Source organism: Pelagicoccus sp. SDUM812002 (assembly GCF_031127835.1).
Classification (GTDB): Bacteria; Verrucomicrobiota; Verrucomicrobiia; order Opitutales; family Opitutaceae; genus Pelagicoccus.
This window is the reverse complement of record NZ_JARXHX010000001.1, coordinates 103,354-129,122: the sequence shown is the minus strand read 5'-3', so window position 1 is coordinate 129,122 and position 25,769 is coordinate 103,354. Positions and strand designations below refer to the sequence as shown.

Sequence of the window (25,769 nt, the reverse complement as noted above, 5' to 3'; positions counted from 1 at the left end):
AAAGTCTCAGATGGTTTGGAGAAGGTCCTCGATGATTTGTTCGACGGTTTTAGCTTCTGCCTCCGCTCGGTAGTTGAGTAAGATGCGGTGGCGGAGAACAGGTTTAGCTAAGGTCTTGATCTCTTCTTTGCTCACGTAGGAACGTCCTTCCCAGAGGGCGAGGGCTTTGGAGGCCAAGACTAGCGCTTGAGCGGCACGTGTGCCAGCTCCCCAGTTGACGTACTTGTTTACGAATTCTGGAGCGTTTGGCGTATTGGGTCGGCTCGCGGCGGTTAGTTTGACGGCATACTGTATTACGTCGTCGGATACAGGAACCTCTCGGACGAGACTTTGGATAGCTATGACCTCTTCGGCACTGAAGACCGGCTCTATGAAGGGTTTGGAGTTGATTGTGGTGCGCCGTACCACTTCGATCTCGTCCGCCTCTGGTAGGTAATCAATAAGGACGTTGAATAGGAAGCGATCCAATTGAGCTTCAGGCAGAGGGTAGGTTCCCTCCATTTCGACCGGGTTCTGAGTGGCTAGAACGAAGAAGGGTTCCTCCAAGACGTGTCGGGCTCCGGCAGCCGTGACCTGATGTTCCTGCATTGCTTCCAGGAGGGCGGATTGAGTTTTCGGAGGGGTGCGGTTTATTTCGTCGGCGAGGAGGAGGTTGGTAAACATAGGGCCGGGCACGAAGGTGAGTTGTCGGCCTTTGTCCGTGTCGGTAAGGATTTCCGTACCGGTTATGTCTGCGGGCATCAAATCGGGCGTGAATTGGATTCGCTGGAAGTTGAGTTGAAAGATGTTTGAAATGGACTTAACCAGAAGCGTCTTCGCAAGTCCTGGAGCTCCGGTGATCATGCAGTGACCACCTGCGAGCAGGGCGACCAGAAGTTGCTTGGTGACTTCAGTTTGGCCTACGATAACTTTTGAAAGTTCGCTTTCGACTTTTTGTCTTCCGATTTGGATACGTTCGAAGATGGCGGAATGGGATTCGATAGTGTCAGACATAGCGTATTGGGAAAATGGATTTTGGGCAGAGTGTTAGTGGGTCATGGCGTAGACGATAATATTGATGCCCATGGGATAGGCTTTTTTCTCGGCGAACTCTCGGAAGTACCATTCCGAATCGCCTTCGCGCTCCCAGCCATCGCCGAGGTCGGTGTTATGGCAAATGATCACGATCATTCGGCCGTCGTCATCATAAATAGCTCGATAATTTACCTCCTTGGCATCCTCGCGCTCCCACGTGCGGCCCGTTCCTTGGTATCGCATGGCATGCCCGACGGACGGTACTTGCGGCTTTTCTTTGAGGTCGAAGACGATGTGGAAAATGGGGTGCTCGATGGTTAAGTCATGTATTTCTCGGTCGGGGAAAACACGCTCGAGTTCGTACTGAAGGTTATACCATTCCTCCTCGCCCCAGAAGTCGTCGATCATAAGAAAGCCGCCGTTGAGCAGGTAGTTCCGAAGCGCCTCTACTTCCGTTTCGCGAAAGGAAAGGGAGCCCGGTTCAACCATATAGAGGAAAGGGTAGTCGGCGAGATTGTCTTCGTCCAGACGCACTACCGCTGAGTCGGGATTGACCTTTAGGCTGGTCATTTGCTGTAAGCGGTAGGCGAGGTTGAGTTCCGCGTCCGGATAGTCGATTGCCCAACGTCCGCGGCGACCGCCGCCCCAGCCACCTCCGTATCCAAAGGAGTCATACTGAATGCGGGCAAAAGTAAAGACGTCATCCTTAAAGGCCGGCGAAACTTCCCATTCGGGCACGCCTGCTCGGTCGAGCATCTGCCCTTGCGAAACGCTCGCCAGGAATCCGGAGATCGCGAACCCTATGCCCGCACAGAGATGGAGAACGTGCCTTTTAGTCCAAGAAGTCATACTTAAGGTCGAGACCTTCCAATGGGTCCTTAGGAGTGGATTGGGCGATGGTGGATTGTAGCTCTTTTAGAAGTCGGTATGCGTCCTTGAAACGTGGCGCTGCTTCGAGGGCCTTGAGCACATGGCGTTTGGCTCCTTCTGGGTCGTCTGCTGCGGTCAATAGGGCCATTTGGTAGTGCAGAGAGGGGCGGTCGGGCGTATCTAAGGCGAGCAAAGCGGAAACCGCTTCGGTTGCCCGAGGCGAGACATCGAGGGACTTTGCGGATTTGAGGAGTGAACGCCAAGGTGTTTCAGCCATAGGGTTTATCGCTAACCATGCGTTCGACCACTTATAGATTTTCGGTGCGTCTTCACTTAAGATTGCAAGTTCATGGAGACGGGTGACGGGGGGCAAGCGATTCGCTTCGTGCTCTACCATTTCTTCGAGTGTCTCGGCTTCTTTGTCGTAATATCCGATGCCGTGATACGCTTTGGAAAGCGGCCAGTGGGCGTTTTCTTCACCCGGGAGGTAGCCTGCTGTTACGATCAGTTGTTCTAGCCGTTCGATCGCTGCTGTCCAATCTTCCGCTTCCAGGAATTCGTTAGCATGGTCAAGTTCCGCCCGGTAGTTTTCTTTCGGTGAAGTCAGGTCGAGAATTGTTCCCACCGGACCGCTCTGCGAATCGAAGCGGTAGTCGCTGGCCAATTGTTCCGCTTGGGCGCGGGCAAATTGTGAAAACCCATCGTCGAGCTCATCGAGCGGAGCGAGGTGCGTTTCCAATCCCTCGTTGATTTCGACTCCTTCGCCCAAGGAGACGAGCAAATCGCGCAGCGGCGAGATACCATAAGTCTGGACGATGTATTCAACGACCAGATACGATTGGTAGTAGGCAAATTGTATATCTTCACCATCGTTCGCTTGCAGGAATGCGGAACTCATGGAGCTGATTGGCTGCATCTGCCCGGAGAGGATCCGGGTGCGGTACGGCACGCTCATACGCTGTCCCCATGCTGGGTTTGCGATCTGTTCCTCGTAGACAGAGATTCCTTCTGAGAGCCATCTAGGCATACGGTTGTTGGTGAGGTTGAGGGTGATGGTGTGGCAAAATTCGTGGTAGAGCACGGCTTCCCAATTCGCCTCTCGGGTAGAGGGGCTGTTAATGGTGAAGACGGGGCCGAAGCAGACGCCGAGGAATCCTGGGTTGCCCGGGACGCCGAATGTCCGTGTTTCGAAGTCGGCAGGGTTCGGGTAAATTTCAACCGTGGTTTTCTGTGGAAGCTCGAGGCCGTATCTCTCGGTCAGGCGCGTATGGGCATTCTCCAATACCTCGAGGGCACGCTCGCCGTAGACCGGCGCTTCTTCGTTGCTCATGCGAATGAGAAAGTGCTCAGACTCGATGGTTTGGAAGTTGTTGAGACGATCCCGCAGAGTGACCAAGTTGTATGCAGAAATATTATACGGATCTGCTTCATGCACGGCATTGGCCAGCTTCCATGCCTCTTCGTTGCGTCCGAGGCGTAGAAGGTCTTGAGCGAGTTGGATGCGGGCGGGGTTGTAGCCCTCGTCCAACCCAAGGGCGATACGCTGGTGGCTGGAACCGTCGGAAAAGCGGTACTTGCGGGAAAGTTGCTTACCGATGCGGTAGTCAACCCGCGGATTGGTTGGCCAAGATGCCAAGGCGGCTGTACGTAGCTCGTCGCCACGGTCGTTTTCATTGCGGATGTAGGCGATAGTCGCCTTCAGGGCGAGGGCTTCGGAGTCGCGTGGATTGACCAGTAGGGCGGCGTCGAGATTTTGTGCAGCCGCTTCATAGGACTCGGCGGCGATTAGGTGCTCTGCGAGCAGCACGAGAGTGGGGGAATGGCGGGAGTTGATGGCGAGGGCCTGTTGGACGTAGTTGAGCAACTGCGCCCTATCGCCCTCTTCGTAGGCTTTGGCTAGGCCGTGAAGTAATTCAACGTGGCCAGGATATTCTAGGAGTCCTTCTTGGAATGCTTTGGAGGCGAGTTTGAAGTCGTCCTTGGAGAGCGCCAGATTTCCGGTGCCAAGGTAAGCAGAAACCGGCTTGGTGCTGAACTCTTGCGCCCGCCGAAAAAAGTTCTCCAAGACCAGCTTGGGTTCCACGTCGTAGAGCAAGGCGATATGTCCGATGGCGACGACGTTCTCGGGATCGTAGGCGTAGCGGCGGCGTTGTTCGTTAACGAGGTATGCGAGGGCTTCCTTCTGCCGCTCGGCCTCGTCGATACGTCCGGTGAGCAGGGCGGTCTCTCGAAGGAGAAGGCGTGCCCGGATATCGTACGAGCGCTCGCTCACGTAGGCTTCGAGCGAAGTGTAGGCTTCCTCGTATTGGCCCAGCGCCATGAGAGATCGAGCCTTGTAGATCTCCCAGTCGGTGATCCAAGGGTCGAGGTCTTGAGCTGCGGTCGAGTAGATAATTACCTCTTCGTATTGGCCGGAATTGAAAAGCTCAGCAGCGGTTTCAAGACGAGGCGCTTCTGACAAAATCGAGAGCGTGTCTACCGCCCTTGCTTGTGGACCGCAGAGTGAAAAAAGCGCCCAGACGCACAGCCCTTTGGCGGGCTGCGTGATATGACGACGAATAAATTTGAGATTGAGTCCGATTGGCACGCGTGGACTGTTGGGATTAGGCTGGGTACGATAACACTGCTAGTGAAACGGCTTGGTTCGGCTTGGGATTGCGTCGGGTCGCTGTAGATTTGGCGAGCTGTGCCGACGGGTTTGAACTATGTCACTCAAGCTAATGACGCGCCACTCTAACCCAGAAAAAATGGACCGAAAATCCGAGTAGAGGCGTACCTCTTTTAGGTTGCCGGACTGGAATGACGAACGCTTTGTGGAATGCCATTAGGCAATGAAACCGCTTCCGTTCAGCTTCTATTTGCAGGTTCTCGTCTGCGCCGCGCTTTGGGGCAGCGCGTTCCCAGTTATCAAACTCAGTTACGACGCTCTTGCCATAGATGGTTTCGGGGAACGAATGACCTTTGCGGGGATCCGATTCATGATTGCGGGCCTGATGATCGTGCCGTTTTGCCGCAGTTCGGTTTTAAGCACTCTTAAATCGGCTCCTGTGGGATTGCTCGCTTGGGTTATCCTTGGTCAGACTGTCCTGCAGTATGTTTTTTTCTACTACGCCCTCAGTGTTTCGAGTGGTACTCTGGGAGCATTGCTTGTTGGAGGTGGTAGCTTTTGGTGGATGTTGCTGGCCCCGATCTTGCTGAAAACGCCCATGCCGAGCCCAAAGCAATGGGGTCTTGTGGCTGTTTGCTCGATGGGTATCGCCTTGGCGGTCTACGCTCCGGGAGCGGGAAGCGGGAAGGTAGGTCTTGGAACTGCAGCGTTTCTATTGGCATCGCTCTCGGGTGCTTTCGGGGCTATCGGACTCAAGAAGATGTCGGCGCATCATGGTAGCCGGGTTATCACTTCGCTCTCATTATTTATAGGAGGATTTGCCTTACTGCTATTAGGGGTAGGCGGTTGGAGCGGCTTTTGGCGTGACTTGGGCGATAACGCAATTTGGATAATACTCTATCTAGCGTTCTTATCAGCTACCGCATTTACCTTATGGAATCGATTGATCGAGCAGTACAGCGTGAACGTCCTGTCCACCTACCGTTTCTTGATTCCGCTCTGTGGTGTGGTTGAGTCGGCGTTGCTGATCGAGAGTGAGTCAATAGGGCTCGGAATTGTCCTAGGGGGCGTACTGATTCTTGGGTCGATTTACGGCATGGGCCGACTGGAATTGTCGCGCACCGGGAGTACGAGAGGATGAGCAGCTGGGACCAACTGGTAGTTAGCTGCCGGTCGCTAAATCCGATTGTGGCAGAATTAATCTGGAAGCAGCAGGGTAATGAATTCTTAGATAACTTCGTCGAATGAAACGATTCCCCCCTCAGAAGTCCCTGTTTATCCTCGGTTCCACGTACTTAGCAGCCATGGCCTTTATTTTTGGCTGCACAAAAAAAAACGAAAACAAGGCGCCCGCTCCAGCGGAGTCATCCGCGGTGGCAACGGTTCATGCCGACTGGCGCCAGCCAGAGACGTGCCTGAAGTGCCATGAAGACGAACACAAGTCATGGATCGGCAGCCATCACGCGGATGCGAACCGCTTTGTGGACACAGAGACAGATGCGGCTCGTTACGGGGTAGGCGAATTCAAGGATGTCGCTGGACGCGAATATCGAGTAAGTTACGAAGGAGGCGATTTCCTGATAAGCGAGAGAAACCCAGATGGCGATTACTTACCCGCGAAAGCGACGGCGGTCATAGGTGTTACCCCGCTGCAACAGCCGCTGGTGGAAGGCGAACGAGGGCGTTTGCAAGCTCATGCGATGGCATGGGATCCCGACGAGAAAGAGTGGTTCAACGTTTTCGGCGATGAGGAGCGGCTGCTTGGCGAGTGGGGGCATTGGTCTGGTCAGGGCATGAATTGGAACTCCAACTGCGCCTGGTGCCATACGACCGAGTATGAAAAGAATTACGATCCCTCGAAGGACAGTTACGCCAGTTCTTGGACGCACCAAGGTATCAGCTGCATCGCCTGCCATTCGGACATGAAACAGCATGTTGCGACAATCGGCAGGGACGATTACGAGGTGCCCGCATCGTCGGAGACGCGGGTCATGATGGAAAATTGCGCCAGCTGTCATTCTCGCCGCGAGGAGCTGAGCGAGGGAGGCTTCGAGGTCGGCGAATCATTTGAGGATCACTACCGTGTGATGCTCTATGACCATCCTACGGCTTACTTCCCAGACGGAAAGGCTAACGAGGAAAACTTCGTATGGGGGTCGTTCATGCACAGTAGGATGGGACATGCAGGCGTTTCCTGTATGGACTGCCATGATCCGCACTCCGCGACGCTCAAGTTCCCTGCGGATTCCAACGCGACCTGTATCCAATGTCACAGTACCGGAAACTTAGGGGCGACTATAGTTGATTTGGGTACGCATAGTCGCCACCCGATAGGCTCCGATGGTGACTCTTGCGTGGCTTGCCACATGCCAGAGCGAGAGTACATGGCGCGCGACCCGCGTCGCGATCATGGTTTCACTATCCCCGATCCTTACATGGCAAAAACCTTCGGAGCTCCAGACGCATGCACCAGCTGCCATCAGGATTTGGATGCAGATCATCTGCTCAGCCAATTCGATAAGTGGTGGGGAGACTCGGATCGAGTCACTGATTTACGTGACCGGGCGCATTTGCTTTCGGATACGTGGTCGGGAGAGCTCGAGTCCCCCGAGGCCATCATCGCTCGCTTAAAGGCGGAGGAAAATCCTTATTGGCGAGCTAGCTGGTTACGAATGTTGCGAGACTTTTCTCATCTCGACGAAGTGCGCGATCTAGCCCTTGAGTACAAGGACGCAGACCAACCAATCTTGCGGGATGTCGCCATTTTTCTTCTCGGAACGCGTGCGGATGGATTGGAGCACCTGCAAGCGGCGGCAGAAGACTCCTCGCGGATCGTGCGTATGCAAGTGGCGGATACTCTAGCCGAAAGCCCATACCTGAGCGAAGAACTCCGCGACGAGTATAACGATTACCTGCAGTACAACGCGGACCGTCCGTCGGGGGCTTTGAAGCTGGCTTCCCAAGCGGCTAGCGAGGGTAACATAGACCTCGTGAAGCAATACGGCGAACTTGCGATCAGCTTCGACCGAAAAAACGCTGCTATCCGCTATGATGTTTCGATCCTTTACGACCGCGTTGGATTAGGTAAGGAGGCTATAAAGCACCTTCGCATCGCTAGCGCCTACGAGCCAAACTCTGGACTGTATCCGTTCTCCATCGGACTTTTGCTGGCTGGTCAGGGCCAACTTGTAAAAGCGGTGGAGCCCATGCAGAGAGCTCTCAAGCTGGATCCTAATGAGCATCGCTGGTGGTATAATATCTCCATAATACAGACACGACTCGGAGACTTGGAATCAGCCAGAGCAAGCTTGCAAAAGGCGCTGGATTTGGCTCCGCAAGAGCCATCCTACTTGCAGTTCATGCAACAGCTTTCTACTGGGAGTTAGGTGCCACGCGAGGTTAAGATCCCTCAGTTTCATCGATCTGTTTGACTGTAAGGGAAGCGGTGGCTGGTATCGGGTAGCGGATTTGAAAAGATCTGTCAGTTTTCGGCTGATTAAAAGGACGGGAGCTGTTAGCCCTGTCTCCGAGTTTATGCCTTCCCTATCCTTAAAAACGACTTCACTCAAATTGTTAGCAGGTGCCGCCTTGTGGTGCATCTGGACTGAGCTTTCCGCCCAAGGCTCGAACAATTCAGCCTTAGTTTTGCCGGGGGGTGAAGAGTCGCTCTGGGAAAGCGTATCCGCGGAATATGACACCGTTTATCGAAAGGCAAGCGAGGCGGTTCCACTCGAGCGCCTTTTGATGCCGTGGGAGACGACTCGGGCGGTAGCCTTAGCTTTGCCCTTGGGCGAGTTGGAAGAAAACAAGGATTTGGAGAGTTTGTTCAAGGACACGCTGGCAGCTCTGTTGCCGCGGGTGGAGGTGGTGGCTTACTATCATCGGCTCGACCGGAGGGCTCTCGGGGCGTTTTGGGGTAGACTGGAATCCGATGATCGAATCGCCCCTTATTTAAATAGGCTGAGTTTGGAGGCGAGTGAGGCATTTTCGATTTGGATGAGAGACTTCGGCCCACAGTTCGCCAAAGGTATCGAAGATAGTCTTGTTTTGCTCGATCCCAGCGTTGGGGACCCCGGTGCGACAAGGGGACAATTATTCGACGTCAAGACAACCGAAGATCCGATACAGCAACATTTCAAGATGGTCGAAGAGCTTGGGAACTTGAGAGGCTTAGAAGGAAGCGACCGCATTCCCGTACTGATGGCGGGAATGTTGGAAGCGAAGTGGGGGATAGAGACGCAACTTTCCCGCCCGCCCCTCTATCTGCAAGGCGGCGACTTTTTACCGGTAAATACGAAGGCAGCACTTGTATCCGAATCTACCTTACGTGCAAATGGTGGCACCGCTCAGAACTTTCGAAAAACTGTCGAGAAGTACTATGGAGTAGATACGATTGTCTTTCTGGAGAACTTGCCCGGAAAGACTATAGAGCATTTGGACTTCGTGGTGCAGCCAATTCGAGAGAATGTCGTCTTGATGGCGGAGCCTCCCCAAGGGATAAAAGGGAAACGTTCCTACCACCGCTTACTCGATCAAGAGCTCAAGGCGAGTTTCGCGAGAAACGAAGCCATCGTAAGAAAAGCCTTTCCTGAGAGCACGATCATTAAGGTCCCAATGCCGCCTCCTGCGTTCGACAGCGACGAGGACGTGAGACGCGAACTCTTCTTGAAAGCGTTGCAGGTTTTCGTGACTGAAGAGCGTATTGCGATGCGTTTTGATCCTGCTTTGGCTCTGGCGAATTGGGATGCCTTCGAATTCAATCCACGAATTGAATCGAAGCTCGAAGCAGATGCTGGGATTGCCGACTGGAAATCAAGCACGGGACAGGAGCGAGTGATTGAAAGGTATCTCGGCGAGACGTATCCAGATCTGTTGGCAAGCCATGTGGAGCCGCAGATTAATTATCGTTCTTACGTTAACAGCTTATTCGTAAAGTCCTTAGATGGTGGTGAGATCGTTTTGATTCCTCGTTTCAAAGCTCGAAGTGAAGACGAAAAAGCGCTGATGACTGAGTTGGAGAAGCAGGTCGTTGCGGCTTATAAAAAAGCTTGCCCCGATGCGGAGCAAATTTGGATCGATTGCACGGTACTCACGGATTTCATGGGAATGATTCACTGCTTTACGCTAACGATTCCAAGCATCACAGGGCTCGAGTAACCTAGTGTCAGCGGCTGTTCAGCTTATGCAGCAAATCTCTAGCAGGCGGGTAGTTGGAATCGAGTTCGATCGCCGATTCGAGATGCGTCTTGGCTTCTTGGATACGGCGTTGGTAGATGAGGGAGATGGCTAGGTTAGTATGCGACATTGCGTTAGGCTCGATACGTATGGCGTCTTGGTACGATTTGGTAGCTTTGGCGTATTCCCTTTGCATGAGGTATAGGTTGCCAAGATTTGAGAGGGCTTGAGCATGTTGCGGTTCAATCTCGATCGCGCGAAGAAAAGCGGACTTAGCCTTTTCGAATTGCGCGGCCTGAGCTAAGGTGTCTCCAAGATCGAAATACGCGTTAGCGTTTTGCGGGGAGAGTTCGCAAATCCGTTGGAAAGCTTCGATCGCCGTTTCTAGATCCTTGGTGGCGAGAGATGATCGAACATAGCCTCGTAGGGCAGGTATATTGTCGGGGGATTCTTCTAGGAATTTGCGGAACGACTCCATGGCTGCGGGAAAGTCGCCTGCCGCTAGGTTCGCTTCGGCTAGGCCGAGGATCGCTGCTGGGAAGTTGGGCTCGGAGATAAGCGCGTCGGTATAGAGCGGGATTGCTATTTCCGTCTGCCCATTCAAGGCGTAGGCATTTGCTAGGTTGTGCAGACGAAGCGGAGTTGTACGGATTTCTATCGCTTTGGAGAGGTGTTCGATCGCGGCATCATAGTTTCCTTCGGCAAGGAGGAGGGTTCCGAGATTTGTCTGGGCTCTGGCGTTAATGGGCGAGTAGTCGAGGGAGCTTTGCCAGAGTTCGATAGCGCTTTGGTAGGTCTTATTTCGCTCGTGGGACGTCAAGCCGAGCAAGGTCGCGATAATTGGAAGCAACACCAATGTGGCTTTGGCAGAGAGCTTGTGGAGGCCTAAGCAGAGCAAGGCGACGATGCAAGCGAGCGAGAGGTAGAATCGATGTTCGAAGATCGGGTCAGCCAGCGGGAAAACGCTGGAGCTTGGAGCAAGCAAGATGAATGGGGCGAGGGCGATGAAAGCGATCTTCCTTCGCTTGAGAAAGAGGTAGACAGAAAACGCTAGGCCTAAGACGATGAGGAAACCGTATCCCATCCAAGCGAGAGTGGACGGTATAGCGATATCTCTTCCATAATCGAACACCTGTCCAGCTGGCCACACTGCTAGCTGAAGGTAGCGCAGGATAGCCCATGATTGGAGCTTTAGGTAATCCAAAGATTGAATACCGATCGACATGCTGGCGGTTTCCGCTCTGTCTCCAGTAGCCTGAGAAAGCAGGATCGTGGGAAGGATCGATAGGAAAAGTAGCCCGAAATAGATTGAAAGCTGAAAGTTCCGTGTAGGCGCCTGGCGGTCCGGATTTTGTCCGAAACTCCATGCGATCAGGGCGACAAGGAACGGGGTAGCGACCATTGTTTCCTTGCAAGCGCTGCCCACAAATGCGGCTACCAGTGAAACGGCTAGCCAAGCAATTGGCCGCTTCGAATCAAGGCTTCGAGAGAAGCAGTAGAGTGTTAGCAACAAGAAAAGCGCAGTTAGGGATTCCGCCCGCTGTACGAGGTAGCTGACGGCAGTCGTGGAGATCGGATGCAGTGCCCAGACTAGGCTGATAAAGAAAGGCAGCCAATTGGCTGTGCGGACATCTTCATCAAAAGAGGCGAGTCGAAGCAGTTGGGTAGCGAGAGCAAATACAAGAAGTGCGTTGGCGAGATGTATCATCACATTGGTGACTCGATACGTGGAGTAGTTTTCGCCAGAGAAGTAGTAGTTGGCCGCTAAGCTTAGGTTTAGGAGCGGCCGACCTGCAACGGTCTGAGCTCCCTCTGAGGGTGGGTTGAACAAAGGTTCTAAGGAATACGGTGGGCGAATGGTGGCGTTGTCGCGAATGGATCCTAGGTCGTCGAAGACCAGCGGTGACTGGTAGCTATTGCTCCATACTGAAAAAATGGATAGGGCGAGCAGGAGGCTGAGGAAAAGGGAGATTTTCGTCTTCGGGAATTGCATGCGGTTCAAACGGATTACCGGCGATAGGACATATGACGTACACAAAAGACCCCCTCCTCGCAAGAGGAAGGGGTCCCTAATTTTAAACTAGACTATGGATTAATGGATACGAGACGTATCGATTAGAATGTCCAAGTAGAGGTGAAGAAGAACTGACGTGGATCGATGATACGGTAGCCAGACACGTTGCCCGCGTAGTCAACAGCGATCGGGCGAAGCTCGCCAGAGTCTTGGACGTTGCGGATGTTGAGCTGGAGCTTCCAGTCGAAGTTCTCATTCTTGACTGGCACCTTGTAAGAAGCCCAGAGGTCAACGTTTACGTTTCCGTCATCGTTGTAGGGATTCGTTGGATCAGGAGCGTTCAGGAAGTCTGGACGATCTGGATCCGCAGCGTAACCGTAGTAACCGATAGCAGACTCACTTTCCCAGCGGAGGCTACCGCCGACACCGAAGCCCTTGAAGCGGCCGTCTGTGAAGAGGTAGTTGCTGATCATGTTGATACGCCATTCGCGGAGGTTTGGCGAAGGTACGCCTTCTTGTGCCTTAGCGAGAGCAACTTGGGATTGCACCGCGTACTCGAAGTATTCGCTAACGTCTGCCCAAGGATTCTCAGGCTTAGTGCTATCGAAGTCCGGTTGGTAACCGTACGCCGTCCAGAAGGTGCTCAAGTCTACAGGACGCTCACCGTTGAACATATAGGTGTTCGGGTCGTTGTCTCCGTCGATGTTAGGATCATTTGCTGAAGTAAGTGGCGAAGTGAGGCTCTGCCAGTAAGGTACGCGGAGTTCAGCCCAATCATCGTACTGTGGAGCAACGTTTTGGGTGGTCGTCTCGTTCTGGGCAGCTGTCATCTTTATATTCCAATTTCTGGTTGGATTGTAGATGAGCTGGATTTCCATACCTTCTGCGATAGTGGATTGAGTCGCACCGAAGTTGAGGCCGTTAGGCCAATCGTAGCGAAGTCCAGTGATTTCTTCCACGCGGGCCTCGAGATTGGCCTGCTGCTGAGCGTCGAGATCAGCACGATTCTGCTCATCGATTGCATAGTTTTGGTAACCAAGCTCCATGTGAGCTATCTGCTCAGCCCATGGCTTAAGGTAACGGTGCTCGATACGAGTAAGGCGGTCGATCAGCGTTGCCGCGGCGCCAGTACGCTCGTTTTCAGCAGAGTTGGTGAACCAGTTAACCTTCGCGGTGAACTTGTTGTCGAAGGCGGTCAGGCTGAAGCCGTAGTCTTCGCCGGTACCGGTAGGCTTAGGCAAAAGATTGCCTAAAACGTCAGTCTGGGCAGAAGTCGGCGGATTGAAGTTGTCCGACTCGTTGTAGTGCACGCGGAAGTCGCCACCGTCCCAACGGAAGGGAACTGCGACCACACCGACGCTTCGTGTGCTTCCTTCAAGGTAGTCTTCGTTTCTTTGGTTATCTCCGTAGGACCAGCGGTTGTAGCTAGCTTCAGGCTTAACGTAACCTTTTTCGGTGAATTCTTCACGTCCAAGATCGGTGGATCCAACTGTGTTACGAAGATCGACGGCGTCGTTTCTCCAACCAACAGTTGTGATTACGCGGTTATCGAGAAAGTAGCCCTGCCAACCAAGCGTTTCAGACTCTAGATCGCGGTGGTTGCGACTACTTGTGGCGTCGTGTAACACGGTTGCCCATTCGGCTGGCCTGTCCACCCATTGGCGAGTTTCCCAATCGTAGAGGCTGACCATGCCTGAGTTTGGCCCGCCAAAATCGCGGAGCACTTCACCGCCGACACCGACGTAGTTGGGTTGCCCCCAGTTTGTGGGTGCTCCTGACGTGACAGTCGCTTGCTCGTCGCCCGGGTTGGCGAGGAAGTAGTTGCGGCGGATGCGATCGCTATTGCCGTAGTAGCGCCATGCTCCGGTGGAGTCCAAGTCGTTCCAAGGTAGGAAACGTCCATCACCGCCCACATAGGTTCCACGAAGGCGCAGGCGAAGGCTTTCTGACTTCTGCTGCGACCAAAGGCCAAGGAAGCTGTGGTTACCCAAGTGCTTCATCCAGTTGTCCTTCTCGGTGAAGTCGAGCTGGTAGGCAAGCTGGGCGCGGAGATTGTCGTTAACCTCTTCGTTCGTCCATGTGTCTGGAAGGTAGTCCTCTAGGTACGGAAGGCCGAAGTACGGGTTAGGCTGACCGTTTGGCAGATTGATGTTCGGATCTACATAAAGTGTTGCACCTGTTTGCTGCTGCACGGTGTAGTTCTGAACATCTTCGTATTCTTGACGGAACCAGCCGATTGAAGCGTGCAGGTTTTCGAGAATTTCTTGTTCGAATTCAAAGTTCAAAGTGTCTGCAGATTTCGAACCGTAGTTCATCGCGAGCGTGTTGAACTGTTCCCAGTCGTAAACTGACTGATCGGTTACTGGAGGTGCCACAAAATTAGCGACATTGTCATCCCAATTGTAGAAGTCGGAACGCATCCAAAGCTGGCTGGTCAGGTTCCACTCTTGAAGCGTACGATCTCCCGCAGCTGGAGCTGACTGAGACTGCGGGTAGTTGGAATTGGCGTTCCATCCGTAATCCGTCATCTTCTCAGTGGCTATGTATCCGTCTTGCCCTACAAGAATGACAGGACGTCCAACACGAGCATCCGAATCAACGATACCAGGAGTGTAGTAGATACTGTCTTCGTTGTAGAGCATACCTCCGCCAGTCAGGTTGGCAGGGTGCCCGGTTGAGGCGTCTGGATACGTTGGCGATAGGTTGCTGACCTCGATGGGTCCGCGGGTAACGCCAGTATCGAGAACGGTGACCATGCGGGTGACCGGATCGTAGGCGGGACGACCCGCTTCTAGCCAAGGAGTCACAAAGTCGCGAGGTGTGAGTGAGTTTGGGCGACGATTGTTGTTGTTAAATGTTTCCCAGCTACCGCGAATGCTCGTCTTCTCAAAGGGCTTGTACTTGATGGCCGCGTAGAAACGGCTGGTCTTGTCATACGATGGTTTGCGCTCGAACTTTTCCTGTTCGTTCAAACCAGCAACGTAGATCGCGAGCTTATCCTCGATGAGCGATTGATTGTGATTGAAGCTGCCGCGAATGCTTCCGCGATCATCGAAGCGGAGAACCAACTGAGTGCTATCGGTATTAAGGGCAGCGTTAGCGGTAGACTGGTTGACGATACCTGCAGGACTTCCCAAGCCAGAAAGAATGGAATTTGGACCACGGTTAATTTCTACAGAACGCGTGTTGTAGGCATCGAATGGTATGCCGCCTAGCGTAGGATAAAAGTTCTGCGTAGTTGTAGGTGAGCTCAGTCCGCGAATACGATTCGAGGAGCCTGCGGATGCACTTTCACCGGTATTCGCAAAGCTGTAACCAGCGCCGGCATCCTTTACGGTACCGCGGTCAGCGAGGCTACCACCCGTTGCGGTGAAGTTACCAAAACCTTCCGTGCTAGACTCGTACAGAAAGACGTCGTTGAGGTCAGTTGCGGCTGTGTCCTGCATTTGCTGCAGGGTCACTACTGTGATCGAAGCTGCGAGGTCAGAGACCTTGCTGTTAAGACGGCTACCGGCCAAGGTTCTCTCGGAGTAATATCCGATGTCGTTTTCTGAGTTGGTGATTTCGAACGGGGAAAGTTCGAAGATCTCATCTTCGTCGGTTTCCTCTTGCGAGTAACCAGCGGTGCAAGCTCCGAGCAATAGCGAGAGAGCTAATGTTGTTCGGAACCGGGGTATCGGGTTCTGTTTCGTTTGTTTCATCTTTGAGTAGTAGGTTTGATGCAAAGGTTGAAAAGGGGGCTTAGTGACCACGTTCGGTGGAGTAGACACGGGTCATCTTGGCGGGATATGGTTAGTCTTGGAAAACGGGACCGATTGGGGTTTGGTCCGGTGAGGTAAGCGTCAGGGTTAGGTGGGTCGGAGCGGATCCGGGGTATTTATATTTGTATGAAAAACTAGGTTCCCTTTTTTTCCAACGTAGCAAGAATCTGACAGTAAGAATACTGGTGTCAGATCCGCGAAATTGCAAACGATCGAGGCGTTTCATGGATACTTTGGGGTTTTCGCACCGCGTATTCATGAAAAACAAAAAGCGCGTTCCAAGGTATGGATACGCGCTAATATGTTGGTATATTGTGACGGTAAATACTGTCCTGCTTCTAGTGAGAAAACCTAGGGTCTAGTTTTACTGAAACGGGTTCGTCTCTATCTGCGTCAAGTTTCCCGTTTGCAAATTCTAACTCGACAACCTGTATCGAACTTCTCCGCGTTTCGTATCCATCCGGTAATGACAAGTCGGTTCTCCCGGGATGGGTGAAGTAGAAAAGGTAGGCGCGGTCGCCTTGCACAAGGACGTCGGGGTGACCGCCAATCACTCCGTCATCCTCGCCAGATCCGGGAGTCTCCAGTAGGTTTTTACCTTCTTGGCGTTGCCAATTGAGCGCGTCGTCAGAGCGATAAACACCGAGGCCGGACCAGACATCGGTTATCATCCAAAAGTAGCCTTTCCAGTTAAAGACCTTCGGTCCTTCTCCTGATTTGTCGCCAACAGCTTTCCCTTTGTCTTCCCAATTGAAAAGGTCCGTGCTGTCTGCGTAGTAGATCGATTTTCCGTCCAGTTCGTTATTGTACCACAGGCGCCAATGGTTTTCTCCGATCTGGTATACGCAGGCATCTATCACTTTCTCGTTAACGAGCGAAAGGGTGGATTGGTAGTTCCAGTTCTCGAGATCGTCGCTGGTTAAGTGCACTATCACTCTAGGGTGTCCCCAGTTATCGAATACTCCAGGTACAAACGTGAGATACATATGGTAGCTGCCATCGGGGCCCCGTATAACCTCGGGAGCCCAGTGCGTTGGATCTTCGACTTGGAGTTCGGGCGGCAGGCCGTTGATCTTCGCTTGGCTGTGGCGTTCCCATGAGGCGCCTTGGTCCTTCGATTCGGCGATTCCTATGTGCGTGCCGTGTACCCACTGTACCCCGAAGAGTTCGTCTGCATTAGCTCGCCGATTTGTGTAGAACATCCACCAGCGTCCGCGTAATTCGTTCCAGATAACGACGGGATCAGCTGCACCGTCGAAAATCGGATCACGGAAGAGGGGCTTGTCTGCGATTTTTTCGGGAGAATCTGGCTGTGGAGCCCCAAAATCTGGAAAGCCGGAATCAGTCCATGTGAATGGTTTGACCCGAGCATGGCGGTTCCAGTCCCGCAAAGAGTCGACTTCAAGATCCTTGTAGTTGCGTGCGTGATACACTAGGATGTCGTTTCCTTCCTCGTCTGTGGTGAAGCCATTGTGGCCAGGCCCGTAAATCCCGTTGTCTTCCGAAGTTTGAAAGACTGGGCCAGGCGACTTTATCCACGAGGCTGGGTCTAGCAGGTCTGCATCCTCGTCGGCCCACAGCAATCCCATGCGATAGTTGCGATCGGTCGCATTGACGGAATAAGTCATGAAGATTTTGCCGTTCCGCTTGAGGAACGCAGGACCTTCGTTGACCTTGTATTTCATAAGCTCCCAGCTGAATTCAGCTGTGGTCAGCATCGCTTGGGGACCTTTCAGCGTCCACGGGTTCTCCATTTCGGAGATATAGATATTAGAGTTCACGCCCATTTCTCGGTCCATCTGAGCCCAGACGTAGTAGCGCTTGCCGCCGTGCTCAAGGATGGTGGCGTCCAAAGAAAAGTCGTCCCAGTTGGTTTTAACTTGGCCTTTCTCCACCCATTCTCCCTCAAGCGGATTTGAAGATTCGTTTTCCAATACATACATCCGGATGCGCCACTTTTCCTCTGCGTCTCCAGCCGCGAAGTAAACGTACCATTTTCCATCGAGGTAATGCAGTTCGGGAGCCCAGATATGATTGCCCATCGGTCCTGTTTCATGGGCGTTCCAAATCGTAGTCGGTTCCGCAGTCGCCAGACCGGCGATGGTTTCGGATCGACGCATTTCGATGCGAAGGTATTGGGGAGTTGTAGCGATGAAGTAGTAGTAGCCGTCGTCGTGCTTGTGGATCCAAGGATCTGCTCGCTGCAAAATCAATGGATTTGGATAGTCTCCAGAAAAGAGATTCAGGGCGGATGCCATGGTAAAAAGGGCGATCAACAAGGGGCGACAGTGGAGCATTGCGACTTAAGTAGATTGTATTAAGGGCTTGGAAACGAATGTCTTTGCGAGCAGCGACTACAACGAGTAGTGCGCTAAATAGTGCCCGAATTCCGACAATTGGTTACGTCCTTAGAGTTTCGATAGGAAATTGAAAACCTGGTCCCACCCTCCAGTAGGCACTTCGTGGCCAAAGTCGGGATAGACGATGAGATCTTTGTCCGATGTGATTTTGTTGTAAGCTGCGAACTGGCTTGAGGGTGGGCAGATAGCATCCATCAAGCCGGTTTGCATGAGAACCTTAGCTTTGATTCTAGGAGCGAGGTGCTGGCAATCGATGTAGCCGAGCTTTTCGAAAACTGCTCTTTTGGTCTTGTGGGCCGGATCTCGCCGCCGGAAATAGTAAGAAAGCTCATCGTAAGCATCCTTTGCCAAGTCCATCTCCCAAACGCGTTGGTAGTCGCAGAGGAATGGGAAAAACACCGCGCAGCGTTTGATAAAAGGGGAAAGCGAGGCACAGGCAAGCGCGAGTCCGCCGCCTTGAGAACCGCCAAAGCAGCCGATTCGTTCTGCGTCGATTTCCTCGAATCCCGCAATCACGCGAGCGAGTTGAACTGTATCCAAAAAATGAGACCTGAAGAGTAGCTTCTTTGAATCGGGATCCTCCAATCCCCGGACGATGTGCCCTCTAAGTGTTGTACCGAGCGCTCCACCCACGTCCTGCGAGAGGCCTCCTTGGCCACGGCTGTCCATCGCGGCAATGGCGATTCCTTCGCTGGTGTAGGAGAGCTTGTCGTTCCATTCGCCGGATTCGGCGCTGTATCCGTGGAACATAAGAGCGGCGGGGCAACTCTTGGCGCTCTTTGGACGAAGGTACTTCGCGTAGATGCGAGCTCCGTCGATGCTGGTGAAGCGGAGATCGAAACAGTCAGCGCTCTTCGTCGTGATCGAGTTATTTGGTGTGAGCTCGGGGTCAGGATCGATCGCGGCGAGCTCCGTTAGCGAGTCATCCCAATAAGTATCGAAATCCTGGGGACAAGGGTTCGTTCCTTGATAGACTCTAAGTTCCGAGAGAGGTTTGTCGACGAGAGGCATGGGAAACAGAAATCAAATTGGGAGGTCAGGTGGCAAGTTCCTTTTATTCGCCCGCGACTTCGACTGGAGCACGTGTTGGCAATGGGGCTTCGTCTCCAAGATAGAAACTGGGATGGGGCGGTTGGTTGTAGGCCACGTTCTGCCATGCAAGGGCAACTCGGTATTGAGGATCGTGCAGTAGAGTCGGCATGCGATGCTTGGTCGGAGTCGTGGTTGTGTAGATGCGTAGCTCTGAGCTGTCGCGGGTCCTCCAGATCACCTCTTCGCGCCAATCACCCCAGACGTCTCCGCTTAGGGCAGGAGTTGCTTTCGTTCCGTTATTGGAAGAGCTGGCGTGAGCGATCAGCAAGGTATCGAGAGAGGACGTTTCTGGATTGAATTTTACGATGAAGTTCTGGTCGAGCAGTTCGCGCTGCAAGTCTCCATCCCACCAGATTGCGAAGTTCGTCGGCATGCCATGCGGCTTATCGTAGATCCATTCGCCTTCCGCGTTGAAGACTTTCGTCATGCCAGTGCCTGCAGCCCAGCTCTCGGCACCTGGGTGGTTTGGGTCGATATTTACGGAGTTTCCTCGCCCAGGACCTTCGCCTTTATCGCCTCCAGAGTTTGCGGCTTTGACAGAAGGCACAGTGAAGATCGCCTCGCCCGTCGCTGCGTCTCGCATGTTCATTCCTTGGTCGTCGAATCGTTCCTGGATGTTGAATACTTCCAAGCCGGGATTACTCGGCACCAAGTCGCTCACGTGCAACGCGTCCCCGTGGCCCCAACCTGTCGAGTAAAGTCCCGTGCCGTCATCGTCCAGCACCATCGAGCCATAGATAACCTCTTGCTTTCCGTCTGAATCTACGTCGGCGATCGATAGGCTGTGATCCCCTTGGCCGCGGTAGGGGCGGTTTTGGGGCGTGGCGTCACTGTCGAAGAGCCAACGTCGCCTGAGCTTGCCTCCCTCCAAGTCCCAAGCGACTACCACAGTCCGAGTGTAGTATCCGCGGCACATGATCAGGCTGGGGTGTTGGCCATCGAGGTAGGCGATTCCAGCGAGGAAGCGATCCATGCGATTCCCGTATCCATCGCCCCAGATTTCCTTCATCTCGTTGGCGGTCGGGCTTTCAATACTAGGATGGCGCGATGGCTCGTAGGGGACGGTGTCGATCACAGCTCCGGTTTCGCCGTTGAATACGCTAAGGTACTCGGGACCGGCAATTATGTATCCATCTTTGTTGCGGTGGTCCGCTTCTGGGTCACCGATTGCGTCTCCGAGCCCGTCACGAGTTCCGTCTCCGGTTTTGCAGGCTAGCTCAGCCTTGCCGTCACCGTCTAGGTCGTAGACCATGAATTGGGAATAATGGGCACCTGCCCGGATATTTATGCCGAGGTCGATTTGCCAGAGTAGTTCGCCCTCAAGGTTGTAAGCCTGTAGGAATACGGGGTCAGTCACGCCTTTGCGCGAGTTGTCCTGAGCCCGGCCTTCTTGTTTGATGATGATTTCGAGATCTCCATCGCCATCGAGGTCCCCTATGGATGCGTCGTTGGCGTGGTAGCCGTCTGGAGTTTGTAATGGAATGCTGAAGTATGCTTGAGGCTGCGATCCTGGAGCGAATGTGAAGGGCTTGCTGGGACCCGATTCCTCTTCGTCGACGATAGCTCGAACTGTGTATTCAGTTTTTAGATGCAAATTAGGATTGTCATCGATGAAGTGGGTTGGTCCGGTGAGCGGCTTTTCGTTTAGTTTCTCTAAGCCGCTGCTTTGGCCGCGGCGAGCCGCGTAAGCGCCCCAGTCGGTAGGTTGCTCTGAAGTTACAGTGTTACGGTAGACATTGAATGCGGTGTGGGAGGGCTCGGTGCCGAGAAGCCGCCAACTGAGGAATACCTTGCCGTCACTTGTCTGCACGGCGGCGAGTCCTCGATCGAGCTTCTCCATTTTTGGAGCCGCGTTGGCAAGGGATGCGGCGAGCAGAAGAAAGGGTAGCAGGAAATGTGTACGACTTAACATAGGAATTCTGAGTAGATTATTGCCTTGCTGATGTTTCCGTAATTTGGACCGGACCTAACAAACCGTAGGGTGCAACTTCCCAGTCAGAGGCGTCGAAGGCTCGGTAGTCGATATTCACCAAGTTGATGTCTTTAAAAATTCGCCAAGGGGTCTTGGTTCGGTCTAGATGGCGAATTCGATTGGTGGCAAGAGTGGCAATTTCGACGCGAAGCAGGTTGTCGCCTGTTCGGAGGGTATCGGCAGGGATTTCGAGTGTATGTGGTTTCAGAATACTCGTTCCGACTAGATCTCCGTTTACAAAGAGTTGTCCGCTGCTGCTCAGCTCTCCCAGATCGATTCGTAAGGGCAATTTGGACTGTTTCGAACTAAGGCGAAAGCGATTTTCGTAAGCGAGCAAACCGGCGAAATTTTCCATTTCCACTTCTCCCAGTTTCGTAATGGGTGAAAGCGATTCAAGAAGACGGCTTTCGGGCAGGGTGGGGCCTCCGTCCCTAAAGCTCAGGGTCCAGTCGTCTAGGAGTGCGATGGTGGTACCTCCAGCCGTATTCGTTGCGAAAGTCGCCCGATCCTCGGCACGTTCGTTGACCGTTTGAATTATCGTCGATTGGTAGGGCTCGAGGGAGAGGGTGAGGATTCCGTCGTTTAAGGGTGAGATACCGATCTGGCCTGTCCAAGGATCGAGCCGGCGGCAGACGGAACTTTTAGTCGGCAAAGGAATATTTACGCTTTCCCTTTCGTCGCTTCGATTGACGATGAAGTAGCTGTGTGTGCCATCGTCTTGGATACGGCGAATGGTACGGAAGGTAGAAAGTTCCTGCCATGTGTCGGGAACGAGATTCAAAATGTCTTCCGTGGTTCCATAGTGAATACGATTTGACTCAACAGCTTGGGTGACAAATGCGTCGAGCTCCGCCTGGCGTTTCTCGTGTGCGTGGTAGCCCGGTACTATCCATTCTTTCGGGTCCACCAGAGAAATGACTTTGATGCCTTGGCGGGCAAGTTGGTCGAGAGCTTTGACCGTGCGAAGCGGAATCCGTTTGAGCGACGGAAGCACAATAGTAGGAGTGGAGGCGGAACTCAGCACGCGTTGCTCGATTTGCCGGTCGGAGATGAAGTCGAAATGGACTCCGGCCTCCCAGAGCTGCTTGGAGGTGTGTTCTAAACCGGTTCCCTTGAACCAATCCCTGCCATCGATATTTTGGCGAAGTTTAGTTCCTCCGATTTCGGAGTATGGGTCCGCGATAGGTGAGTAGAGAAAGAGGTCGGCGTGAGGCTGGCCTTCTTGCAGGACTGTTTGTACTCGGGCTATGTAAGTATTGAGGGCAGGGATGTGATGCCAGAGCGGATTGCGGTTGTTGAGCTGCGTTGACGCGTAGAATACCCAGCCTGGCCAAGCGGCGTCCGCAGGGGAGTAGGCTGTCCCGTGATAAAAAAGATGATTCACGCCGCAAAGGAAGAGGTAGTCGGTGGCGCGTTTGATCTTCGCCAAGTCGCTAGTCCAATGCTCCGATAGCCACGTGTAGCTTTCAGCGGATACAAGTTTCTTACCGGTGACATGTGCCGCAGACGAGGAAAACTTGTGCATGAGAAAGTCCTGGCTGTCGCCGAAGATCTCGGTCTCCGGGATGTCAGATTTGGCGTAAACGTCGAGCAAGTTGGCTATGGATCCATGGGCTTGGTTGCGGGTAAAGAGGTGGTAAGCGTGCGTTTTCTGAGCCCAAGTGTCGCTGAAGTTTTCCAGCAGGAGTTCCTCAAGTGTTTTGCGATAGTCGTAACGCCAACGCTCGATCGTGTCCTGCGGAATGTCGGCGCGATCTGTATCGAAGATTGAATACGCATCCGGCGATGTGAGTCGGCCCCGACTTTGAAGCTCGCGTTCGAAGTCGTGAGACCAATCGGTCTCGTATTCCCATGAATCGTGGAAGACAGCTCTGATAAGATTAGGCGAAACCTTTTCGAAGAAGCGTTCGTGAAATCGGTCGAGGTAGTTCGAAACGGCCTCTCGGTCCAGCATGTCAATAGTGTATCCAGAGCCTCCCGGCGCTGGGCGTTTAACGCGCTCGCCACTGAGTTCGGGTTCGATCTCATAATGGATCTGCTCGCCGTTGATCTCCTTGTGAAGCTTGAGCTCGACGGCGCGCTCCGATTCGGGAACGAACTCGTGTCCGAGACGCCATCCCGTTCCAGGAACGATGTCGACCAGCAAGCCAAGGCGTTGAGCTTCCAGGCAAGCGTGCTCTATGAGCTCCAGCCATTCATCGCTCAGGAATTCCTTTTCCAGGTGTTCTAAACCTTGCACGCCGTAGATGGGAGTTATTTCGACACCGCCGATGCCGACGCTGCGAAACTCTTCCAGCTCGCGGCTGATTCCCTCTTTGGTTACCGCAGAGCCGTGCCACCACCAGCGCGTCCACGGTTTGTTGGTGGAGGTGGGTTCTGGCCAGTCCGCAGATTGTCCCCAAGCCGCAAAGGTAGCGGCGCACACGATGATTATTGACGGTAACAAGCGTTGAAAGAGAGTCGCTGGGAGGCGGGGGCAGAATTCCATAGGGGCGTCGTTGGAAGTGGAGCAATTTAGTAATTGCGAAAAGAAGTGAGATTAGGAGACGAAATGGAGCAAGCGATTCGCATGGAATCTGACTGTCAACAAAGGCACGACTGTATCCCAAGCCTCCGGCGGGCGCTAATTCTACTGTAGCGCCCGTGTCGAGGAATGACCCGTCGCAGGGATACAGCTGCAATACCTTTACCCTCTCACCCTAAGCAGAACATGGACAATCGATCACTGAATACTGGCGGATTCACCCTCCCCGGAGAAGCGGGCTACGAAACCCTCACTCTTGAACTTGCGAAAAAATGGGGGGCGGACGTGATCCGTGATTCAGACGGCACGCAACTTTCGGACGAAATTATCGAGTCCGACTACGATATCTATTCTACGCTTTGCCTCGTGCGGGCGGACAACGAGTGGGCCAAGGCCAACCGCTCCAAGCTCCAGCAGTGCTGCGTGATGAGTCGCCCCGTAACGGCAGCCACAGGATCCGTAACTGTCGATTTGCTCGACGGCTATTTCAAGGAACAGCTGGTGATAAACTCCGACGACGATCCTAAAGAGTGGTGGCAGGTCTTCGACCGCACTACGGGTGAAGAGGTTGACGTGGCTGATTGGAGTTTCGATCACGAGAATGGTTCAGTCACAATACGTGAGACCGTGAAGTGGCACCGCTACACGGTGAACTTCTTCTGCTACCGTATCTGGGAGGAGATTTCCATGTACAACCACGTAACGAACGATTGGGGAGACAAGGAGCACCTGATGCCGATCGACCCGATTTATCCGGAAGCTCGCGACCAAATCCGCAGCTATCTTACTCGCTGGCTGGAGGAACATCCTCATACCAAGGTGGTTCGTTTGACCTCCATGTTCTACAATTTTTGGTGGTTCTGGGGTGATCCAGATAAGCAAAAGTTCATCGTCAACGACTGGGGTTCGTACGAATTTTCTGTTTCGACTGGGGCGATACTCCAGTTCGAAGAAGAAAAAGGGTACAGACCCAAGAGTGAGGACTTTGTGAACGGAGGGCTCTATAATAACTCATACAAGGTTCCGAGTGAGCTCTACCGCGACTGGATGGACTTTGTGAACACTTTCGTCGTGGAGTTCGGCAAAGAGTGTATCGAGATGATCCATGCTGCCGGCAAACTGGCCTTCGTATTCTATAACGATCATTGGATCGGCATCGAACCGTATAACGAACGGTTCAAGGAATTTGGATTTGATGGTATTATCGATGGCATCTTCAATGGATTCGAAGCGCGTAAGGTGGCCGAGTGTCCTGCTGTATCCGTACGGGAGATACGAATGCACCCCTACCTTTTCCCAACCGGAGTCAATGGAGAGCCCTCGTTTTTGCCCGGTGGAAAGCCGACAGACGAATGCAAGCGCTACTGGACCGATATTCGCAGAGCTTTGCTGAGGAAGGGTGTCGACCGTATCGGATTCGGTGGCTACCTGCATCTCGTGGAAAACCACCCGGATTTTGTCGATTACATCGAAACGCTAGGAAGTGAATTCCGGGAATTGAGAAACCTGCATCTCGAAGGTCCGTCCGAAATGTTGCCGGTCAAGGTTGCGCTCCTGACCGGTTGGGGAAACACCCGAGCTTGGGCGTGTTGCGGACATTTCAATAAAGGAAACTACTACAACGAAGTTATGGAGTCGATGTCCGGATTGTCCGTCGAAACAGTGTTTGTTTCTTTCGACGACATAATTAATAAGGGAAGCATCGATTCTTCTATAGACGTCGTAATCAATGCCGGTCTCGTAGATGATGCCTGGTCAGGCGGAAAGTACTGGTCGGATCCGCGCATCGTGGAAGCGCTTTCTGACTTCGTTGCCAGCGGAGGCGGATTGATCGGTGTGGGTGAGCCGACGGCGCAACGCCACAGTTCCCAATACTTTCAACTCTCCCATGCGCTTGGAGTGGACCGGGAGCTAGGGCGCACGCGCGCTTTTAACCGTTTCGCATTCGAGGATAATTCCAAACACTTTATCCTCGAGGACATACACGGCGACTTGGATCTCGGAAAGTCGGTGGATGGTATTTATCTATTCGATACGAATACTGAAGTGCTGGCCTCAGTTTCGGGTTCTCCAACACTCGCAGTTAAGACCTTTGAAAAAGGGCGATGCGTCTACCTGGCGGGCTACCAATATGACGCGGCAAACGTTCGTCTCCTACTGAGGGCCATTCTCTGGTCTGTCGGGAAGGAGTCCCTGCTGAAACACTGGCAATGTAGCAATTTCCATACGGAGTGCGCCTACTATCCGCAGTCTTCCAAACTCGTTGTAATCAACAATTCGAATACCTCTCAGGAGACTGTCGTACACAGTCCGAACGGAGACCACGCGGTTTCGCTCATGGCGAACGAGTCAAAAGTCATCGATTTAAGCTGATGCTAG

At 53.2% G+C, this 25,769-nt stretch carries 13 protein-coding genes; 4 read left to right on the top strand and 9 right to left on the bottom strand.

All coding sequences use genetic code 11. The features are described from left to right. Window positions 1-6: 6 nt before the first annotated feature. The 3 genes from QEH53_RS00515 to QEH53_RS00505 are packed head-to-tail and all read right to left on the bottom strand — an operon-like array spanning window position 7 to window position 4,471. The gene (locus QEH53_RS00515) at window positions 7-993 is read right to left on the bottom strand and encodes a MoxR family ATPase (RefSeq protein ID WP_309021155.1); all 987 of its coding nucleotides are present in this window, start codon (window positions 991-993) and stop codon (window positions 7-9) included. Window positions 994-1,026: 33 nt separating this feature from the next. Next, a complete protein-coding gene (locus tag QEH53_RS00510) occupies window positions 1,027-1,863 on the bottom strand; it encodes a DUF4159 domain-containing protein (protein WP_309021154.1) in 837 nt (278 codons plus the stop codon). Next, a complete protein-coding gene (locus tag QEH53_RS00505) occupies window positions 1,847-4,471 on the bottom strand; it encodes a peptidase MA family metallohydrolase (RefSeq protein WP_309021153.1) in 2,625 nt (874 codons plus the stop codon). Before QEH53_RS00505 ends, QEH53_RS00510 begins: the two co-directional genes overlap by 17 nt. Before the next feature lie 244 nt (window positions 4,472-4,715). Here QEH53_RS00505 and QEH53_RS00500 point away from each other — a divergent pair, with 244 nt between their 5' ends. The 3 genes from QEH53_RS00500 (at window position 4,716) to QEH53_RS00490 (ending at window position 9,649) form a co-directional block, all read left to right on the top strand. Continuing rightward, on the top strand, window positions 4,716-5,633 hold the full coding sequence (locus QEH53_RS00500) for a DMT family transporter (protein WP_309021152.1): 918 nt from the start codon (window positions 4,716-4,718) through the stop codon (window positions 5,631-5,633). 103 nt (window positions 5,634-5,736) lie between these two features. Further along, complete coding sequence (locus QEH53_RS00495) at window positions 5,737-7,878, top strand: tetratricopeptide repeat protein (RefSeq protein ID WP_309021151.1); 2,142 nt, start codon at window positions 5,737-5,739, stop codon at window positions 7,876-7,878. A gap of 148 nt (window positions 7,879-8,026) precedes the next feature. Then, entirely contained in the window at window positions 8,027-9,649 is a 1,623-nt protein-coding gene (locus QEH53_RS00490) for an agmatine deiminase family protein (protein ID WP_309021150.1), read from the top strand. A gap of 7 nt (window positions 9,650-9,656) precedes the next feature. On the opposite strand, the gene QEH53_RS00485 is transcribed toward QEH53_RS00490, so the two are convergent. The 6 genes from QEH53_RS00485 to QEH53_RS00460 all read right to left on the bottom strand — a co-directional run bounded on the left by QEH53_RS00485 (window position 9,657) and on the right by QEH53_RS00460 (window position 23,354). Next, the gene (locus QEH53_RS00485) at window positions 9,657-11,660 is read right to left on the bottom strand and encodes a tetratricopeptide repeat protein (RefSeq protein WP_309021149.1); all 2,004 of its coding nucleotides are present in this window, start codon (window positions 11,658-11,660) and stop codon (window positions 9,657-9,659) included. Between the two features lie 122 nt (window positions 11,661-11,782). Continuing rightward, complete coding sequence (locus QEH53_RS00480) at window positions 11,783-15,382, bottom strand: hypothetical protein (RefSeq protein WP_309021148.1); 3,600 nt, start codon at window positions 15,380-15,382, stop codon at window positions 11,783-11,785. Window positions 15,383-15,780: 398 nt separating this feature from the next. Then, window positions 15,781-17,700 (bottom strand): family 43 glycosylhydrolase, encoded by a 1,920-nt coding sequence (locus tag QEH53_RS00475; RefSeq protein ID WP_309021147.1) that lies wholly within the window; start codon window positions 17,698-17,700, stop codon window positions 15,781-15,783. Window positions 17,701-17,850: 150 nt separating this feature from the next. Further along, window positions 17,851-18,813, bottom strand: coding sequence for an acetylxylan esterase (locus QEH53_RS00470; protein ID WP_309021146.1), 963 nt, complete (start codon window positions 18,811-18,813; stop codon window positions 17,851-17,853). 43 nt (window positions 18,814-18,856) lie between these two features. After that, window positions 18,857-20,806, bottom strand: a complete 1,950-nt coding sequence (locus QEH53_RS00465; protein WP_309021145.1) for a rhamnogalacturonan lyase — start codon at window positions 20,804-20,806, stop codon at window positions 18,857-18,859. Window positions 20,807-20,822: 16 nt separating this feature from the next. After that, the gene (locus tag QEH53_RS00460) at window positions 20,823-23,354 is read right to left on the bottom strand and encodes a glycosyl hydrolase (protein WP_309021144.1); all 2,532 of its coding nucleotides are present in this window, start codon (window positions 23,352-23,354) and stop codon (window positions 20,823-20,825) included. Between the two features lie 222 nt (window positions 23,355-23,576). On the opposite strand from QEH53_RS00460, the gene gnpA reads away from it, so the two are divergent. Then, window positions 23,577-25,763: a 1,3-beta-galactosyl-N-acetylhexosamine phosphorylase gene (gene gnpA / locus QEH53_RS00455; protein ID WP_309021143.1), complete on the top strand. Its 2,187-nt coding sequence runs from the start codon at window positions 23,577-23,579 to the stop codon at window positions 25,761-25,763. Window positions 25,764-25,769 lie beyond the last annotated feature (6 nt).

Coding starts and splice junctions, on each gene's coding strand:
- QEH53_RS00515 (WP_309021155.1), bottom strand. CDS start 993: ATGTCTGACACTATCGAATCCCATTCCGCCATCTTCGAACGTATCCAA.
- QEH53_RS00510 (WP_309021154.1), bottom strand. CDS start 1,863: ATGACTTCTTGGACTAAAAGGCACGTTCTCCATCTCTGTGCGGGCATA.
- gnpA (WP_309021143.1), top strand. CDS start 23,577: ATGGACAATCGATCACTGAATACTGGCGGATTCACCCTCCCCGGAGAA.
- QEH53_RS00495 (WP_309021151.1), top strand. CDS start 5,737: ATGAAACGATTCCCCCCTCAGAAGTCCCTGTTTATCCTCGGTTCCACG.
- QEH53_RS00470 (WP_309021146.1), bottom strand. CDS start 18,813: ATGCCTCTCGTCGACAAACCTCTCTCGGAACTTAGAGTCTATCAAGGA.
- QEH53_RS00485 (WP_309021149.1), bottom strand. CDS start 11,660: ATGCAATTCCCGAAGACGAAAATCTCCCTTTTCCTCAGCCTCCTGCTC.
- QEH53_RS00465 (WP_309021145.1), bottom strand. CDS start 20,806: ATGTTAAGTCGTACACATTTCCTGCTACCCTTTCTTCTGCTCGCCGCA.
- QEH53_RS00460 (WP_309021144.1), bottom strand. CDS start 23,354: ATGGAATTCTGCCCCCGCCTCCCAGCGACTCTCTTTCAACGCTTGTTA.
- QEH53_RS00500 (WP_309021152.1), top strand. CDS start 4,716: ATGAAACCGCTTCCGTTCAGCTTCTATTTGCAGGTTCTCGTCTGCGCC.
- QEH53_RS00490 (WP_309021150.1), top strand. CDS start 8,027: ATGCCTTCCCTATCCTTAAAAACGACTTCACTCAAATTGTTAGCAGGT.
- QEH53_RS00480 (WP_309021148.1), bottom strand. CDS start 15,382: ATGAAACAAACGAAACAGAACCCGATACCCCGGTTCCGAACAACATTA.
- QEH53_RS00475 (WP_309021147.1), bottom strand. CDS start 17,700: ATGGCATCCGCCCTGAATCTCTTTTCTGGAGACTATCCAAATCCATTG.